Origin of the sequence: Capnocytophaga periodontitidis, from assembly GCF_016126015.1 — a bacterium.
Taxonomy (GTDB): Bacteria; Bacteroidota; Bacteroidia; order Flavobacteriales; family Flavobacteriaceae; genus Capnocytophaga; species Capnocytophaga periodontitidis.
In genome coordinates, this window is the sequence record NZ_JAEFDB010000012.1 from 45,684 (window position 1) to 61,885 (window position 16,202).

Annotated in this window: 17 protein-coding genes; 10 read left to right on the forward strand and 7 right to left on the reverse strand. The window is 39.9% G+C overall.

Annotated features, from left to right (window positions below):
• Window positions 1-190: 190 nt before the first annotated feature.
• Together I7X29_RS13195 and I7X29_RS13200 are read right to left on the reverse strand one after the other, a co-directional pair.
• Window positions 191-1,102: a helix-turn-helix transcriptional regulator gene (locus I7X29_RS13195; protein ID WP_198475302.1), complete on the reverse strand. Its 912-nt coding sequence runs from the start codon at window positions 1,100-1,102 to the stop codon at window positions 191-193.
• Between the two features lie 51 nt (window positions 1,103-1,153).
• Window positions 1,154-2,116: an AAA family ATPase gene (locus tag I7X29_RS13200; RefSeq protein WP_198475304.1), complete on the reverse strand. Its 963-nt coding sequence runs from the start codon at window positions 2,114-2,116 to the stop codon at window positions 1,154-1,156.
• 136 nt (window positions 2,117-2,252) lie between these two features.
• Here I7X29_RS13200 and I7X29_RS13205 point away from each other — a divergent pair, with 136 nt between their 5' ends.
• Both I7X29_RS13205 and I7X29_RS13210 read left to right on the forward strand, forming a co-directional pair.
• Window positions 2,253-3,299, forward strand: a complete 1,047-nt coding sequence (locus tag I7X29_RS13205; protein WP_198475306.1) for a WD40/YVTN/BNR-like repeat-containing protein — start codon at window positions 2,253-2,255, stop codon at window positions 3,297-3,299.
• Window positions 3,296-3,964 carry a hypothetical protein gene (locus I7X29_RS13210; protein WP_198475308.1) on the forward strand — a complete coding sequence of 223 codons (669 nt, stop codon included), beginning with the start codon at window positions 3,296-3,298 and terminating at the stop codon, window positions 3,962-3,964. The genes I7X29_RS13205 and I7X29_RS13210 overlap by 4 nt, the downstream gene beginning before the upstream one ends.
• A gap of 20 nt (window positions 3,965-3,984) precedes the next feature.
• Here I7X29_RS13210 and I7X29_RS13215 read toward each other — a convergent pair whose 3' ends face one another.
• The 3 genes from I7X29_RS13215 to I7X29_RS13225 form a co-directional block, all read right to left on the reverse strand.
• Window positions 3,985-5,070, reverse strand: coding sequence for an ATP-binding protein (locus tag I7X29_RS13215; protein ID WP_002677472.1), 1,086 nt, complete (start codon window positions 5,068-5,070; stop codon window positions 3,985-3,987).
• 332 nt (window positions 5,071-5,402) lie between these two features.
• Window positions 5,403-6,818, reverse strand: coding sequence for a Gfo/Idh/MocA family protein (locus I7X29_RS13220; RefSeq protein ID WP_198475310.1), 1,416 nt, complete (start codon window positions 6,816-6,818; stop codon window positions 5,403-5,405).
• Between the two features lie 101 nt (window positions 6,819-6,919).
• Window positions 6,920-7,183 (reverse strand): hypothetical protein, encoded by a 264-nt coding sequence (locus I7X29_RS13225; protein WP_198475312.1) that lies wholly within the window; start codon window positions 7,181-7,183, stop codon window positions 6,920-6,922.
• A 19-nt stretch (window positions 7,184-7,202) separates the two neighbouring features.
• On the opposite strand from I7X29_RS13225, the gene I7X29_RS13230 reads away from it, so the two are divergent.
• The 5 genes from I7X29_RS13230 to I7X29_RS13250 all read left to right on the forward strand — a co-directional run bounded on the left by I7X29_RS13230 (window position 7,203) and on the right by I7X29_RS13250 (window position 12,428).
• Entirely contained in the window at window positions 7,203-8,312 is a 1,110-nt protein-coding gene (locus tag I7X29_RS13230; protein ID WP_198475314.1) for an aminotransferase class I/II-fold pyridoxal phosphate-dependent enzyme, read from the forward strand.
• 206 nt (window positions 8,313-8,518) lie between these two features.
• Window positions 8,519-9,193, forward strand: a complete 675-nt coding sequence (locus I7X29_RS13235) for a succinate dehydrogenase cytochrome b subunit (protein WP_198475316.1) — start codon at window positions 8,519-8,521, stop codon at window positions 9,191-9,193.
• A gap of 4 nt (window positions 9,194-9,197) precedes the next feature.
• A complete protein-coding gene (locus tag I7X29_RS13240) occupies window positions 9,198-11,225 on the forward strand; it encodes a fumarate reductase/succinate dehydrogenase flavoprotein subunit (RefSeq protein ID WP_009750977.1) in 2,028 nt (675 codons plus the stop codon).
• 6 nt (window positions 11,226-11,231) lie between these two features.
• Window positions 11,232-11,984, forward strand: coding sequence for a succinate dehydrogenase/fumarate reductase iron-sulfur subunit (locus tag I7X29_RS13245; RefSeq protein WP_002673219.1), 753 nt, complete (start codon window positions 11,232-11,234; stop codon window positions 11,982-11,984).
• Between the two features lie 93 nt (window positions 11,985-12,077).
• Window positions 12,078-12,428, forward strand: coding sequence for a hypothetical protein (locus I7X29_RS13250; protein WP_198475318.1), 351 nt, complete (start codon window positions 12,078-12,080; stop codon window positions 12,426-12,428).
• Window positions 12,429-12,478: 50 nt separating this feature from the next.
• Here the strand turns inward: I7X29_RS13250 and I7X29_RS13255 are convergent, their stop codons facing one another.
• Window positions 12,479-13,261: a hypothetical protein gene (locus I7X29_RS13255; protein WP_198475321.1), complete on the reverse strand. Its 783-nt coding sequence runs from the start codon at window positions 13,259-13,261 to the stop codon at window positions 12,479-12,481.
• A 33-nt stretch (window positions 13,262-13,294) separates the two neighbouring features.
• Complete coding sequence (locus tag I7X29_RS13260; RefSeq protein ID WP_198475323.1) at window positions 13,295-13,900, reverse strand: DUF4254 domain-containing protein; 606 nt, start codon at window positions 13,898-13,900, stop codon at window positions 13,295-13,297.
• Window positions 13,901-13,985: 85 nt separating this feature from the next.
• Between I7X29_RS13260 and I7X29_RS13265 the strand changes: the two genes are divergently transcribed.
• From I7X29_RS13265 to bshB1, 3 genes are read left to right on the forward strand one after another with little or no spacing between them, the layout of a single operon-like run.
• Window positions 13,986-14,540 carry a glutathione peroxidase gene (locus I7X29_RS13265; protein ID WP_198475325.1) on the forward strand — a complete coding sequence of 185 codons (555 nt, stop codon included), beginning with the start codon at window positions 13,986-13,988 and terminating at the stop codon, window positions 14,538-14,540.
• 20 nt (window positions 14,541-14,560) lie between these two features.
• Complete coding sequence (locus I7X29_RS13270) at window positions 14,561-15,481, forward strand: VirK/YbjX family protein (RefSeq protein ID WP_198475327.1); 921 nt, start codon at window positions 14,561-14,563, stop codon at window positions 15,479-15,481.
• 4 nt (window positions 15,482-15,485) lie between these two features.
• Complete coding sequence (gene bshB1, locus I7X29_RS13275; RefSeq protein WP_198475329.1) at window positions 15,486-16,202, forward strand: bacillithiol biosynthesis deacetylase BshB1; 717 nt, start codon at window positions 15,486-15,488, stop codon at window positions 16,200-16,202.

Genomic DNA, 16,202 nt, shown 5'->3' on the forward strand with positions numbered 1-16,202 from the left:
ATTTTTCTGTAGAAAGAATACTATTTGTTTTTTAAGTATTCAAAATTACACCCTCTCTCTGCCAAAAAGCAACAGTGTAAAAATTTTCCTCTTTTTCAAGCGACAAATGTAAAAAATATTCTTTAATAATTCCTAATAAAATCTTAATTTTAACATTTTAAGCAATTTGCCATTCGTATTTTGTATTTCGTCATTCGTAATTATCCAATGCTTGTTTGAGTCGCATCACAATATGTTCGCGATACCACTGTGGTTCAATTACTTGTACACGGTTACCTAACGATAATAACTTTTGGTCGAAATCGTAGGAGGGGGTAAGATGTAGGCGTATCACTAACTCTTCAGCATTGTCAGTAAGGATTTCTTGGGAGGGGTGCAAAGGACGTACTTTGGCATAATTACCTTGATGACGGTCAAAACGGAGAATAATATCTTCAGGTGGGTCGGGTAAGGCTATCACTCCATAGGCATTGCGAAAGTGTTCCTCTACATTAAAAGGTGCAGGTGTGAATGTTTCTTTGAGAATATCAAGGTCGGTAATGCGGTCGAGTGCAAAAACACTTATAGAGGGTGAGTCGTTGTTAGGCGCAGTATCACAAGCGAGGAGATACCAATGGTAATCAAACTCTTTGAGAGCGTAGGGCTGTACGGTATGAGACAAATAGGTATCTTCACGAAATTTGTGATAGGTGAATTGCAGCAATTGGTGATTATCAATAGCGTAGATAAGTCCGTAGAGCCAATTGAGTCCGCGTGTGGGACGTTTTTCAAAGTGTATAAAATGTTTTTGATACGGATTTTGGCGAAGCGCTTCTTGTAGCCAGTCGTTTTCTATCTGGAAGTTCTGTTCCTCGCTAAGCTCGCTCCAATTGATGGTATAGATATTGCCAGAACGAGTGTAGTTAAGCTGTATATCGCGTTCAGTGAGAAGGTCGCATTTGTCGCGTTCAAAGGTGCGTTCCTTGTAATCGTAAGGAATATCCTTATCCTCGAAACGGCGTTCGATATAATCTTTGATATCAGCGAAAGAAGCTCCACTATCGCCTCTGTTTTTTAAGAGTTCCAATAGGAATTGAAAACGGAGATTTTTGTAATTTGCCATAATGTTAATGTATTAAGTTGTCGGTACATTAATAGGTACAAACAAAATAATTTATAATGATTGTTGAAATTCGGTTTGGTATTTATTGAAAATTTGGAAATAACGTTTCATATTCTCAAGTTCCCACCATTTAGATAAACTTACAGGGTGGGTATCAAGATTGTATATTTTTGCATTGGGGATAGAAAGCAAAAAGGGCGAATGTGTTGCAATAATAAACTGTGTATTAAAAGCACGTGCTGAAAGCTCAATGAACTCTACTAATTTGAGTTGCGTTTCGCACGACATACTGTTCTCTGGTTCGTCTAATAAGTACAACCCTGGGTCGGCTATCTGCTCCATAAGGTACATTAGCCCTGTTTCGCCATTAGAAAATGAAGGTTCTACTCTGCCTATCGTTTTTTTGAGGTATTGGGTATAGCTACTTTTCCGCATAGTGTAAAAATCATTAAATTGCTCTACACTTCTCTTATCTTTCAAATTAATAGATTTAGGTACTACTCCTTTTGCTACTGTCTTTTCTTTAATAAGCATCTCACTCTTAAAGCGTTTTTGGTCCTCTTTAAGGCGTCTGTCTATCATTTTCTTAAACACATCATCGCTGGTAATCATCTTACTAATTTCTAAAATATCGTATTTGTGATTAGTCTTATCTACAAGGTCTAAATCTTCATCTGTGTAGCGAAAATCAGTCTTAAAAGAACACATTTTTACGTATTTTTCCATTAAATAAGACGAATTATAAGGAGCCTCTCTTGAAATATTCAATTTGTTTGAAATTACATTTAAAATTGTAGACTTACCTGAACCATTACCCCCATATAGAATAGTGATAGGTTCAAAATCCAAGCAGGTAAGGCGATGGGCTAAAAGGCTAAATGGATAAACTTTTTCAGCAATGTAATTAAGGGCTGGCTCTATAGGACGCCTATCTTCTTTACTATAGAAAAACCTCTGTAGTTCTTCTTCCTCTTCTTCTACTGAAGGGAAATAAAAAGTTTCTAAGTATACCATTTTTTATTTGTTTTTTAGTTTCACGGTGCAAAGGTAAGGCATTACTCTGCCAAATAGTGTCAGTGATAGAAAAAACACATCTTTTTTTGTTATTCCAACCAAAAACATTATCTTTGCCTTTGTTTATCACTGATGTATGAAACATATTGCTATTATTTTTATATTGCTTTGTCTTGGGGCGTGTAAGCACTCCAATCCTTATAAGGACACTACTATCGAATTGGTAGAGGTAAAGTCTTTTCCATTGGGGAAAATAAGCGTGCGTGCAATGGTGCTCTTAGAGAAAAACGTGGCTTTTGCAGGCTCCGACGCTACCTTTGGTTTTATCAACACTCAAAACCAAACCATTGCGACTTCTAATTTGAAGAATCGCGGGGTGATTTCCGATTTCCGTGCGGTGGCAGCGACAAGTCAGAACTTTTTTATGCTCTCTATCGGCAACCCTGCCTTGCTCTACAAAGCTGAACAAAGTGGTATGGAAGAAGTATATTGCGAGGAACACCCCGATGTTTTCTACGATGTATTGCGCTTTACGGACGACCAATTTGGTATTGCTATTGGCGACCCTATCGACAATCGCCTATCGGTAGTAACAACGCTCAATGGCGGACAACAATGGACGAAACTCACGTGGTCACAATCACCCAAACTCGAAGAGGGGGAAAGTGTATTTGCGGCTAGCAACTCGGCTTTGGCGCACTATGGCAACAAGCTATGGGTAGTAACAGGCGGTAGCAAAAGTAGGGTGTTGTTCTCGGACAACAAGGGCTATAAATGGCAAGACCTCGCTACGCTACCTCTCGTTCAAGGGCAAGCTACTCAAGGGGCTTTCACCATAGCTTTCTACAACGACCAGCAGGGCATCGTTCTCGGTGGTGATTATGAACAACCTACAGAGCGCAAAGGCTCTGGCGCACTCACTTTTGATGGGGGTAAAACTTGGCAGCCTATCGCGACCGACAAGGCTATTGGCTATGCGAGTTGTGTGCAATACATCCCTAATAGTGAGGGAAATGCTTTAGTAGCAACTTCGCCTAATGGTCTTTTCTTCTCTAACGACCAAGGTAGGAGCTGGCAACAACTTTCAGATAAAGTCTATCACGCGCTACTCTTTGTAGATGAGCAAACTATGGTTGCTTCGGGCAATGAGAAAATCACCCTTTTTAGAGTTGTAAAGAAATGATGATAAGTGAGGTAACGGCTTTGCGCAAAGCAGGTGACTTAGAAGAAGCGTTGCGCATCGCTCTTGAGGAATTTAAGGAAAACGATAGCAGTATCAACAAATATTCGTTGGGCTGGGTGTATTACGATTTTTGCAAGAGGGCAGTAGTCGAAAACGACTTAGACACTTTTCTGCAATATGTGCAAGCGCTCAAAGACCTGCGTTTTAGCATTGAAGAAGTGCTCATCACTGACCAACTGCTTTGGCAATATGTGAAGTTCTTCGCACAGTTGCGCAAAACAGGAAAAATAACGCTTATTGATGTGCTGTACGAGAATTTGAAAGGTATGTATTTCACGATGCCTTCAAAAGCGTTTTCTGCCCTAGCAGAGCAGTTGCACAAAGCTTATAAAGATCGTGAGGAATATTTGGAAGTAATTACTGACGTGATGCCTTTTCTGCGCGCTGAGGATTTTGCACCTAAGTCATACCAAGGTATACTTATAATGCCTTTGGCAGAGCAAATCTATATCGCTTATAGCAAACGTATATTAGAAAGTGGCGATAAAGAGATTATCGCCACCTTTATACCTATCTTGCATCAGTGGATTCAAGCGCATCCTGAATACAATTCGCTTATTTATTACTATGTGGAAATGTGCAATTTTGCCAATTTGCCAATGTGATAATTATCAATTGTCAATTATCAATTGTTCATTGCTGAACATTGGTTATAAAGTTCACGCCACGATGCTCCGCGTTTCTTCATTACATTTTCAAGGTATTCCTTCCACACCATTTTATCTTTGTCTTCATCTTTTACTACAGCTCCTTGCAATCCTGATGCTAAATCTTCATCGGTAACAGTGCCGTTGCCAAAACTACCTGCTAATGCCATACTATTGGTGATAAGCGAAATAGCTTCGGCAGTAGAAATAACTCCACTAGGCGATTTGAGTTTTTGTTTTTCGTCTAAAGTAGCTCCTTTGCGCAATTCGCGGAAAATAGTTACAATCTTCTCTATAGCTTCATTGCTTGGCAAGGCGGCTTTCAGTTTGTAGTTGTTAGAAATTTCGGCTACACGCTTGGTTACAATAGATACTTCGGTTTCTAAAGTAGCAGGAGCAGGTAGCACAATGATGTTGAAACGTCTTTTAAGTGCTGATGACATTTCGTTCACACCACGGTCGCGGGTATTAGCTGTCGCAATAATAGAGAAACCACGCTGAGCCGGTAATTCTTCACTGAGTTCAGGAATAGCGATATTTTTCTCCGATAGGATAGAAATCAATGCATCTTGTACTTCGGAAGCACAACGCGAAATCTCCTCAAAACGAGCGACAGTTCCTGTTTCCATCGCGCGATAAATAGGTGATTTAAGTAAGGCTTCGTGCGATGGACCGTTAGCCAAAAGCATTGCATAGTTCCACGAATAGCGTATATGCTCTTCACTGGTACCCGCAGTACCTTGAATCACTTTGCCTGAGTCGCCGCAAATGGCAGCTGTAAGGTTTTCAGAAAGCCACGATTTGGCGGTTCCTGGCTCACCTATGAGCAACAAAGAGCGGTCGGTAAGGAGTGTAGCAATAGCGATTTCCACCAAGCGATTATGACCGATGTACTTAGGAGTAATTTCCACCCCGCAGGCAGTACCACCAGTTACAAATTTCAGCACAGCTTTAGGCGACAATTGCCAGCCTATGGGCTTTTCTTGTTTTTTATCCTCTTCTTTTAAAGCCTCTAATTCCTTAGCGTAGAGTTGTTCCGCAGGAAGGCGTAATACATTTGACATAGATTATTGATTTGTCGATTTGCCGATTTGTCAATTTGTGTCACTATCAATTGGAAAACTGACTTATTGAGTCATCGACAAATTACTTATTTGTTTCGTTTTTATAGTTCCTATTAAGCAGATCTTAATAATTGGTTAGATATTGCAAACTTCTTTTTCTCATCTAAAGCATTACAGAGTTCAATTGCCATAAGTGAAAAATGAAATGTTTTATCCACAATTAAATTAGGTTTTGACATAAGATTAATGATTTGTTGATTTGTCACTATCAATTAATTTACTAATCATTTTGCATCACTACCAATTGGCTAATTGGCTAATTGACAAATTTACTAATTAACAAACGCGTGTTTATAGCCTTTTTGTTTATTCCAAGCACCACGAGTGAAATCAGGGATTTCTACTGGAGCACTACCGTTTTCAAGTGACAGTTTGGAAAGAGGTGCTAAGCAGCACCATTCGGCTAAATCGTACACGTCCATATCTAAAGGCAACCCATTGCGCAAACAGTAGATAAGACGGTAATCCATAATGAAATCCATACCGCCGTGACCACCTACTTTTTTAGCTTGTTCTTCCAAATCTTTCAATATGCGTGGTTTGTATTTTTCCATCAGTGCTTTTTTAGCATCCTCAGGCATAAAATTGTGAGCCGATAGATTTTCGTGATTAGGCACTTCGGCTTTTGCCACACTTTCGGGCTGTAACAAATAACCTTCCATAGGATATTTATTAGCAAAACCTTGAGTACCGGTGAGTTGGTACATACGTGAGTACGGACGCGGGGTTACTACATCGTGCTGAATTTGAATAGTTTTGCCTTGTTCAGTTTTAATCATTGTAATGGTAAGGTCGCCATTTTGGAAATCAGCAGCGTCTTTACCTGTTACTTTTTGGTATACTTCCTTACCTCTAAAAGGTTTAGTATCTACCGAAACTAAATAGTTCATCTTGTCGCCGCGGTGGATATTTAATGCCTGACAAACAGGACCTATACCGTGTGTAGGGTATACATCGCCACGGTGTTTATGGTTATAATCAAGACGCCAATTATTCCAATATTCTGTCCAAAACTCATCGAGATTGTGGATATAAGAACCTTCACCGTGAATCACCTCCCCTAAGAGTCCTTGTTGTACCATATTAAGGGTTGTAATCTCAAAGTAATCGTACACACAATTTTCGAGCATCATACAGTGGCGGCGTGTTTTTTCACTCGTATCAATAAGCGCCCAAATCTCATCCATATCAAGCGCTGCAGGCACTTCTATAGCCACGTGTTTGCCGTGTTGCATTGCGTAGAGTGCCATTGGGGTGTGGTGCTTCCAGTCGGTTACTATATAAACAAGATCAACATCAGGGCGTTCACAAAGGGCTTTCCAAGCATCTTCACTGCCCGTGTATTGAGGCACACGTGGGTGACCTGCTTTTTCAATTACTTGCTGGGCTTTTTCCACCATCTCAGGACGGATATCACAAAGGGCGGTGATTTTAGCCCCCTCAATGTGCATATAGCGTTCCACGGCACTATAACCGCGCATTCCCAGACCGATAATCCCCACACGTACTGTATCTAACTTATTGGTCGTGAGGTTCAACACATCAGTTTGACCTTGAGCGCGCTGAGGTGTTTCTAACTTGATAGGTGCATTAGAAGTTTCAGATTTAGAGTTGGTTTGAGGTTGATTGCAAGCGGTAAAACCTGCTGATAGAAAGATGCCGAGGAGCATCGAATACAATTTTTTCATAAAAGTTAAAGGTTAAAAGTGATAAGTTAAAATTTTACAATGGGCAAAGTTATAAATAATTTGTTAATTAGCAAATTAGAGAATTAGAAAAGTTTGTTTTTTCATTCGGGCATTCCAGGGTACCAAGTACCGCCATAACGCGTATCTTCCCACACTTGTTTAAAATCAGAGATATTGTAGTAGTTGTGTTTTTTAAACTCTTTTTCGTAATCAAATCCACCGTTTTCTAAACCTATTCTTACAAAATATTGATATTCCTTATCTACCATTTGTCCTATAATTTCAGCATAATAAGCTAACTTAAAGAAGTTTAGAATGTGGCAAAGGTAACAAATTTTCGTCATTCGTAATTCGTAATTCGTCATTATTTTCTACTTTTGCAATATGAAACACATCCGAGAAAAATTAACTGAACGCCAAAAGAACAATGCCTTGCGCAAACTTAGTGAACGATCGTTTGCTATTGATTTCTACTCTAATGATTATATAGGTTTTAGCACAAATCCCACTATCACTGAACGTGTTAGCCAACTAATAAGCGCCACAACACCTCACGGTGCAACAGGCTCTCGATTGCTATCGGGGAACTCTCATTTATTCACAGAAACTGAACGTTATATCGCTGATTTTCATAACGCTGAAGGGGCTCTTTTGTACAATTCGGGCTATGATGCCAATGTAGGTTTTTTCTCTTGCATCGTAGGTCGTGGCGATGTAATTTTATATGATAGTTATAGTCACGCTTCTATACGCGATGGTATTTCACTCAGTTTAGCACATTCGTACAAGTTCAAACACAACGATTTAGACGATTTGGAGAAACTGCTTAAAAAGTTTGCTACGGGTGACAAAACAGTGCTCATCGCTACTGAAAGCGTTTTTTCAATGGATGGCGACAGCCCAGATTTAGTGCGTTTGGTAGCTTTAGCGCAACAATATGGTGCTTATATAGCAGTGGACGAGGCGCACGCTATAGGTGTTTTTGGCAAACACGGCTGTGGATTGGTACAAGCCTTAGGATTAGAAACAGCAATCTTCGCGCGCATTGTCACCTTTGGCAAAGGCTTGGGAGCTCACGGAGCAGCGGTAGTTGCTAATGATGAGGTGATACAATATTTAGTAAACTTCTCGCGCTCATTTATTTATACAACAGCTATGAGTCCACATAGTGTAGCGACTATTCGCGCAGGTTACGAACAGTTGCAACAAACGGAGGCAATGAACGGACTTCACCACAATATAGAATATTTCAAATCGTTGATAACTCAATACGGTATTGAAGGATTTATACCTTCCAATTCAGCTATCCAAGCAATGGTAGTAAGCGGCAACGATCGCGTGAAAGCCCTTGCTGAGCGTTTGCAAGCTCAAGGCATAGGGGTATTGCCTATTTTAGCCCCTACGGTACCCGCAGGACAAGAGCGTTTAAGGGTGTGTTTACACAGTTTTAATACCGAAAAAGAGATCAAACAATTAGTCAATTTGACAATTTGACAATTTGACAATTCAGCAATTAGCTTCTAATTTTTAACTTCTAAAATTTGTTAATACCTTACTTTCAGCAAATAACTTTCTTCTTCTTTTTTAAACCGAATATAAATTAATGTTTTTTGTATATTTTTTGTTGTATACATAATTAAAAAGCCTTACTTTTGTAGCGAAATTATTTAACGTAAATATATAAAAAAACTATAAAACGAATGGCAGGATTATTTAAAACATCTGTTGCAAGAAAGGTGGCGATGGCTCTCTCGGCACTCTTTCTCATTCTCTTTCTAATCATTCACTTGGCAGTAAACCTTACTTCAGTGATTAGTGAGAGTACTTTCAACGAGCTATCCCATTTTATGGGTACTAACCCGCTGATTCAGTTTGCTATGCAACCTGTATTGCTCGCTGGGGTGTTGTTTCACTTCATTATGGGATTTGTCTTGGAAATCCAAAACAAAAAAGCTCGTGGTAGTGAGGCATATTACAGCTATAATGGGGGAGCTAACTCCACTTGGATGTCTCGTAATATGATTATCACTGGGGTGATGATTCTCCTCTTCTTAGGGTTACACCTCTACGATTTCTGGGTAAGCGAAATGAACTACAAGTACATTGAGCAATTAGCTCCAGACCCTACCCGCTACTACGATGAATTGGTAGAGAAATTCCACGACCCTCTACGTGTGGGATTCTATGTATTGTGCTTTGTTTTCCTTTGCTTGCACTTGTTGCACGGATTCCAATCTGCTTTCCAATCTATGGGCTGGAAAGACGATGCTCGCAAAAAGCTCATCAGCAGTGTAGGTAATTGGTATTCTTACATTATCTGCGGAGGCTTTATTTTTATAGCTCTCTTCCATTACATTAAATTTTTAACAGCTTAATCTTATGAGTACATTAGATTCTAAAATTCCTGAAGGTCCTATAGCGGACAAATGGACGAAATATAAAGACCATATCAACCTCGTAAACCCTGCTAACAAACGTAATATCGACGTGATTGTGGTAGGTACTGGTTTGGCTGGTGGTTCGGCTGCAGCTACCCTTGCTGAATTAGGCTACAACGTAAAAGCATTCGCTTACCAAGATTCTCCTCGCCGTGCGCACTCTATCGCTGCTCAAGGGGGTATCAATGCCGCTAAAAACTATATGGGCGATGGCGACTCTAACTATCGCTTGTTCTACGATACTGTAAAAGGGGGCGACTACCGCGCTCGTGAGGCTAACGTATATCGCCTTGCTGAAGTATCTGGCAATATCATCGACCAATGTGTGGCGCAAGGCGTACCTTTCGCTCGTGATTATGGTGGGCTACTTGATAACCGTTCTTTCGGTGGGGTATTGGTTTCTCGTACTTTCTATGCCAAAGGTCAAACAGGACAACAGCTTTTGCTCGGTTGCTATGCCGCAATGAACCGCCAAATCGCTCGTGGTAAAATAGATATGTACAACCGCCACGAAATGCTCGATGTGGTAATAGTAGACGGCAAAGCTCGTGGTATCATCGCTCGTAACCTTGTTACTGGTGAAATTGAACGCCACTCTGCTCACGCTGTAGTTATCGCCTCTGGTGGTTATGGTAATGTATACTTCCTTTCAACCAATGCGATGGGCTCTAACGCTACCGCAGCTTGGAAAATCCACAAAAAAGGTGCTTACTTTGCTAACCCTTGTTTCACTCAAATCCACCCTACTTGTATCCCTCGTTCAGGCGACTATCAGTCTAAATTAACTTTGATGTCTGAATCTTTGCGTAACGACGGACGTATTTGGGTGCCTAAGAAAATGGAAGATGCAGTAGCGATACGCGAAAAACGCAAAAAACCTACTGAAATCCCTGAAGAAGACCGCGATTACTACTTGGAGCGCCGTTACCCTGCTTTTGGTAACCTCGTGCCTCGTGACGTAGCTTCACGTGCTGCTAAAGAACGTTGCGATGCAGGTTATGGTGTAAACGAAACAGGTGAAGCTGTTTATTTGGATTTCTCTTCAGCTATCGAACGTTACGGTAAAGAACAATGTAAAATCCATGGTGTAGAACCTACTAAAGAAGAAGTTACAAAACGCGGTGAAAAAATCGTAGAAGCTAAATATGGCAACCTTTTCCAAATGTACGAAAAGATTGTAGCCGAAAACCCTTATAAAACACCAATGATGATTTATCCTGCTACTCACTACACTATGGGTGGTATTTGGGTAGATTACAACTTGATGACCACTATCCCTGGTTGTTATGCTATCGGTGAGGCAAACTTCTCCGACCACGGAGCTAACCGCTTAGGAGCTTCTGCCTTGATGCAAGGTTTAGCTGATGGTTACTTTGTATTACCTTACACTATTGGCGATTACTTAGCCGCTGATATCCGTACTGGTAAAATCCCTACTGATACTCCTGAGTTTGACGAAGCAGAACGCATCGTAAAAGAGCGTTTGGCTTACTTCATCAACAATAAAGGTACCCACTCTGTAGATTACTTCCACAAAAAACTTGGTAAAGTGATGTGGGATAAAGTAGGTATGGCGCGTAATGCTGAAGGCTTGAAAGAAGCTATCAAAGAAATACGCGAAATACGCGAAGATTTCTGGAAAAACGTAAAAGTACCTGGTGAACTCACTGGTATGAACGTAGAGCTTGAAAAAGCGGGTCGTGTAGCCGACTTCCTTGAACTTGGTGAGTTATTTGCTAAAGACGCTTTAGAGCGTAATGAGTCTTGTGGTGGTCACTTCCGCGAAGAGTATCAAACTCCTGATGGTGAGGCTCTCCGCGACGACAAAAACTATGCTTATGTAGCCGCTTGGCAATACACTGGTAATCCTAAAGAAGTAGTGAATACCTACAACCCTAGTGAAGAGGTAATGCATAAAGAACCTCTCGTATTTAAAGATATTGAATTGAAACAACGTAGTTATAAATAGAAAAATATGGCAACGATGAACCTAACACTCAAAGTGTGGCGACAAAAAAACTCGCAAGAGAAAGGTCGTATGGTAGATTATAAAGTAACCAACATTTCAGACCATATGTCTTTTTTGGAAATGTTGGATGTACTCAACGAACAACTCATTGAAAAAGGAGAAGAACCTGTAGCATTCGACCACGATTGCCGTGAAGGTATCTGTGGTATGTGCTCGCTCTTTATCAATGGGGAAGCTCACGGACCCGACCGTGGGGTAACTACTTGTCAGTTGCACATGCGTATGTTCAAAGATGGTGATACCATCACTATTGAACCTTGGCGCGCTACTGCTTTCCCTGTTATCAAAGACTTGATGGTAGATAGAACTGCTTTTGAACGCATTCAACAAGCAGGGGGATATATCTCTGTGAACACTTCTGGTAATACGCAAGATGCCAACGCTATTCCTATCCCTAAACGCGATGCCGACCGCTCTATGGACGCTGCGGCTTGTATAGGTTGTGGAGCTTGTGTGGCTACTTGTAAAAACTCTTCGGCTATGCTGTTTGTGGCTGCCAAAGTATCGCAATTTGCCCTCCTTCCTCAAGGTCGTGTAGAGGCTACCGAGCGCGTACTCAATATGGTAAACCAAATGGAACACGAAGGTTTTGGTAACTGTACCAACACTGGTGCCTGCGAAGTAGAATGTCCTAAAGGTATTTCACTTGAAAATATCGCACGCCTCAACCGTGAGTATTTAAAAGCAAGCATTAGATAATTTGTCGATTTGACAATTAGCAAATAAAAAAACTGCCTCAGAATAATTTGGGGCAGTTTTTTTATTGTATATTTGTATTCTAAAATAGAAGTTATGCAACAAGAAGCTATTGTAAAACAAATTAGTAATGTAATTTTTGAAAAGGAACTTGAAAGATACATACAATTATTGGAAGAAGGTAGGGAGCAAGCTCCATATAAAGAACCTAACTGGAAGAAAGGGCAAGCCTTATATAACAAACTTGATGAGGAAGGAAGAGAGGCTTTCAAATCTTTTTTAAGTATGGTGATGAGTGAGACTGTCAGTGATATTTTGGGATATTTGGATGGAATCGCAACTTTTGAAGGACAAACAGAGCCTTTTGAGTTGTTCTATAAAGGGAAAAAGGTAAGTGGAGACCTTCAGGAGTATTTTTTGATGTACTTGGAAGAAAAGGGAATATAAAATAAAAAACTGCCTCAAATTGTTTGGAGCAGTTTTTTTTTATAAGTTTCTTACCAGAAAAACCTCGAAATGAACAGTAACAAGGAGAGTAACAATATCACCAACCAAAATTGGTTTTCTCTCCAAAATACTTTAAAACCTTTTTCTTTAAATTCTCCATCAAAAATAATGTCTTTATAAGAATAATCATTGAATTTTTCGGCTTCAAATAGGGCAGCTATCACAGGTTTGGCAGAGGGGTAAGGATTATCACCCGTAAAAGAGTTGATTGCTTCCCATACAATGGTTTCAGTAGTTTCACTTTCGTCATCTATAAAAGGCGATTGTAAAAAGTAAAACAAACTGTCGCGTTGTTCCAAAGGCGTAAGATAGATAGCCATACAACAAATCATTACTTTTTGTGCTTCGGAAATAAAATTATTTGCTTTGATATACTTCCAGCATTCACGCAACACTTCAGGTTCATCAGAAGGCGTATCTATATCGTAATCGCAAAACCAATCAATATGAGCTAAAGTAGTTGCATCGGTATTGCGGAAATACACTTCTAAAAAAGATTCTATACTTTTAAATGATGGCATAAAAGCAGTAGCCTCCAAGTCGGTTATTACTACCTTTCCTTTTAAGAATCCCGTAGTGTAGACCAATGCTACATTGCCTTCAGTATCTGTGAGGAGTGGCAATAGCTCAAACCCCATCTTAACTTGTGAAATTCTTTCTTGAGCCAGACGAAATTGTTCCTTGTTGAGCAATGTAATCCCATCTCTAGGAGTAAACGTTCTTAGAAAGCTATCATCAATATCGTTTTCCCTGCAAATTTCCTTCCAATTCATAATGATAATGTATTTATTTCAACATCTTACCTATTACCTCTTACCTCTCAGCACTGGGTTCAACTCATCATCATTGTACATCTTCATTTGTTTATAGACCTTCATATACTTTCTACCAGCAGCTATATCGTCTAAAAGCTGGTTGAGAGCTGTCGAAAGATCTTTTTTCTGTTCGAGGAGAACATTCAGTTTTTCTTGGCATTTAGCGCGATGCTCAGGAGTGGCATCGGGGCGGTTTACCTCTTCTTGCATATGGTAGATTTTCAGTGCTAAAATCGAAAGTCTATCCACTGCCCAAGCAGGACTCTCGGTATTGATAGTAGCCTCAGGAAGTGGTTTCACCTCCTTATATAAATCTAAAAAATAGCTATCTATATACTCTACCATATCGGTGCGATCTTGGTTAGAGGCATCGATTTTACGCTTGAGGTCGAGGGCTGCCACTGGATCGATATGTGGGTCGCGAATAATATCCTCGTAATGCCATTGCACGGTGTCAATCCAGTTCTTGCGATAAAGCAAGTAATTGAGCAAGTCGGTTGATGGATAAGGGTTTGTAAAAGACTGATATACATCATCTGCAATGTGATATTGTGCAATACTTTCTTCAAATATTTTAAAAGCTTTTTCTGAAAACATAGTTATTAATTTTTGGGCAAATATAAAGTTTTTCTTTAATAAATCAAACCTTTTGCGTAACTTTGCCACAAATTTTAATTTTTCTATGAAATACTTCACTTTTATTATCACTTTATTCACCCTCACTATGGAAAATCTACAAGCACAAAAGAACGCTGATAATCAAACTATTTATCAGTTTACTGTAGAAGATATCAACGGCAAACCCTTTTCCCTTGCCGACCTCAAAGGCAAGAAAGTAATGATTGTAAACACTGCCTCAAAATGCGGTCTCACCCCTCAATACAAAGAACTCGAAGCGCTTTATCAGCAGTATAAGGACAGAGATTTTATCATTATAGGATTCCCCGCTAATAATTTCTTAGGACAAGAACCAGGTAGTAATGAACAAATCGCTTCATTTTGCAGTATCAACTATGGAGTAACATTCCCGATGATGAGCAAAATATCGGTAAAAGGAAAGAATATGCACCCTCTATATCAGTTTCTTACCCAGAAAGCAAAAAACGGTGTAGAAGATTCTAAAGTAAAATGGAATTTTCAAAAATACCTCATCGGGCGAGACGGCAGATTAGAAAAGGTAATCGACCCTAAAACCTTACCATCTAGCGATGAAGTAACACAATGGATTGAAAAATAATCATATAGAATCGAGAATTAATGACGACAAGAGAACTACTACACGATGCTTTAGCTTTGACAGAACATAGTTTTGCCAACGAAAATCCCAGATACATCAAAAAACAAAAGAACAAGATACTCTTCCACACCTTGTTAAACATCCCATTTGCTAAAAAATGGTTCAGTTTGATACAATCAGAAGAGTATAAATGGGTGCTTTCACACCGTCCTCGTATTTATTTTAAGCCTTTTAGGGTGTATATGTCTACCAAATGGGGCAAGAAAGAACGAACTAAAGCCTTGCTAAGTTGTTATGCTTTTATCAAGCAACAGCCTTTTTTGACGCGTGTTATCCAAGAAGAAAAGCCTATCAAATTGGCTGAGTTCACAATGAAATACAACGGCGAAAAGGGACAAATATACCTCGGATACAATGAACGTTTCCGCAAAGAAGGGGAATTAGTGGTCTCGTTGCATTGTGATAGTTATCAGGAGGCCATTTGTGAAGCTTCTTTTGTGATTGACAAGGAAAATGAGGGATGGGTATGTCGTATAGGCTGTGTACAAGGTAACAAAAGTGCCGAAACTGAGAATGCTATCAAAGAACTACAAAAACAAATGTATGCTCTTCGTCCTAAAGCCTTGATGATATTTATCATTCAGGAACTTAGCAGGCAATTAGGTTGCTCTGTTTTGTATGGGGTAGGCAGTAAGATACAGGCACATAACAAAAAGCACTTTATCCATATAGAATGCTTGCACAAACTCAGTTTTAGTTATGACACATTGTGGAAAGAAGCCGATGGTACTCCCGATAAAGATGGGTGGTTCAAGCTTCCTATTGAAATGCACCGCAAACCAATGGAAGAAATCAAATCGAGCAAGAGGTCGCTCTACCGCTATAGGTATGAGATGTTAGACAAAATTGCAACAGAAATAAAAGAGACAATTAACAAATAACAAGATGAAATTAGATATATTAGCTTTTGGGGCACACCCCGATGATGTAGAATTAGGGGCAGCAGGTACCATTGCCAAAGAGATTAGCTTAGGCAGAAGTGTAGGCATTATCGACCTAACACAAGGGGAATTGGGCACACGTGGCAGTGCTGAAATACGCCACCAAGAGGCAACCAAAGCTAAAGAGCTATTAGGGGTAACCATACGCGAGAATTTGAAGTTCCGTGATGGTTTTTTCATAAATAACGAAGCTCACCAAATGGAGATTATTAAAAAAATACGTCAATATCTGCCCGAGATAGTGCTTTGCAATGCTATAGACGACCGTCATATCGACCACGGCAAAGGTAGCAAACTCGTGAGTGATGCTTGTTTTCTCAGCGGTTTGCGGCGCATCGAAACTACTCTCGACGGTATAGCACAAACGGCTTGGCGTCCTAAAGTAGTGTATCACTACATTCAGTGGAAGAATATAGTCCCTGATTTTGTGGTAGATATCACAGGTTTTATGGAAACCAAAGTGAATGCTGTGTTGGCGTACAGCTCTCAGTTTTATGACAGCAATAGCAATGAGCCCACTACTCCAATTTCTGACAAGAACTTTTTAGATAGCGTTACTTACAGAGCACGCGATTTGGGTAGGCTAATTGGTACAGATTTTGCGGAAGGTTTTACGTGTGAGAGAGTTCCCGCCGTGGAATCTCTTTTTAATCTTAAATAA

Coding starts and splice junctions, on each gene's coding strand:
- I7X29_RS13195 (WP_198475302.1), bottom strand. CDS start 1,102: ATGGCAAATTACAAAAATCTCCGTTTTCAATTCCTATTGGAACTCTTA.
- I7X29_RS13200 (WP_198475304.1), bottom strand. CDS start 2,116: ATGGTATACTTAGAAACTTTTTATTTCCCTTCAGTAGAAGAAGAGGAA.
- I7X29_RS13205 (WP_198475306.1), top strand. CDS start 2,253: ATGAAACATATTGCTATTATTTTTATATTGCTTTGTCTTGGGGCGTGT.
- I7X29_RS13210 (WP_198475308.1), top strand. CDS start 3,296: ATGATGATAAGTGAGGTAACGGCTTTGCGCAAAGCAGGTGACTTAGAA.
- I7X29_RS13215 (WP_002677472.1), bottom strand. CDS start 5,070: ATGTCAAATGTATTACGCCTTCCTGCGGAACAACTCTACGCTAAGGAA.
- I7X29_RS13220 (WP_198475310.1), bottom strand. CDS start 6,818: ATGAAAAAATTGTATTCGATGCTCCTCGGCATCTTTCTATCAGCAGGT.
- I7X29_RS13225 (WP_198475312.1), bottom strand. CDS start 7,183: ATGACGAATTACGAATTACGAATGACGAAAATTTGTTACCTTTGCCAC.
- I7X29_RS13230 (WP_198475314.1), top strand. CDS start 7,203: ATGAAACACATCCGAGAAAAATTAACTGAACGCCAAAAGAACAATGCC.
- I7X29_RS13235 (WP_198475316.1), top strand. CDS start 8,519: ATGGCAGGATTATTTAAAACATCTGTTGCAAGAAAGGTGGCGATGGCT.
- I7X29_RS13240 (WP_009750977.1), top strand. CDS start 9,198: ATGAGTACATTAGATTCTAAAATTCCTGAAGGTCCTATAGCGGACAAA.
- I7X29_RS13245 (WP_002673219.1), top strand. CDS start 11,232: ATGGCAACGATGAACCTAACACTCAAAGTGTGGCGACAAAAAAACTCG.
- I7X29_RS13250 (WP_198475318.1), top strand. CDS start 12,078: ATGCAACAAGAAGCTATTGTAAAACAAATTAGTAATGTAATTTTTGAA.
- I7X29_RS13255 (WP_198475321.1), bottom strand. CDS start 13,261: ATGAATTGGAAGGAAATTTGCAGGGAAAACGATATTGATGATAGCTTT.
- I7X29_RS13260 (WP_198475323.1), bottom strand. CDS start 13,900: ATGTTTTCAGAAAAAGCTTTTAAAATATTTGAAGAAAGTATTGCACAA.
- I7X29_RS13265 (WP_198475325.1), top strand. CDS start 13,986: ATGAAATACTTCACTTTTATTATCACTTTATTCACCCTCACTATGGAA.
- I7X29_RS13270 (WP_198475327.1), top strand. CDS start 14,561: ATGACGACAAGAGAACTACTACACGATGCTTTAGCTTTGACAGAACAT.
- bshB1 (WP_198475329.1), top strand. CDS start 15,486: ATGAAATTAGATATATTAGCTTTTGGGGCACACCCCGATGATGTAGAA.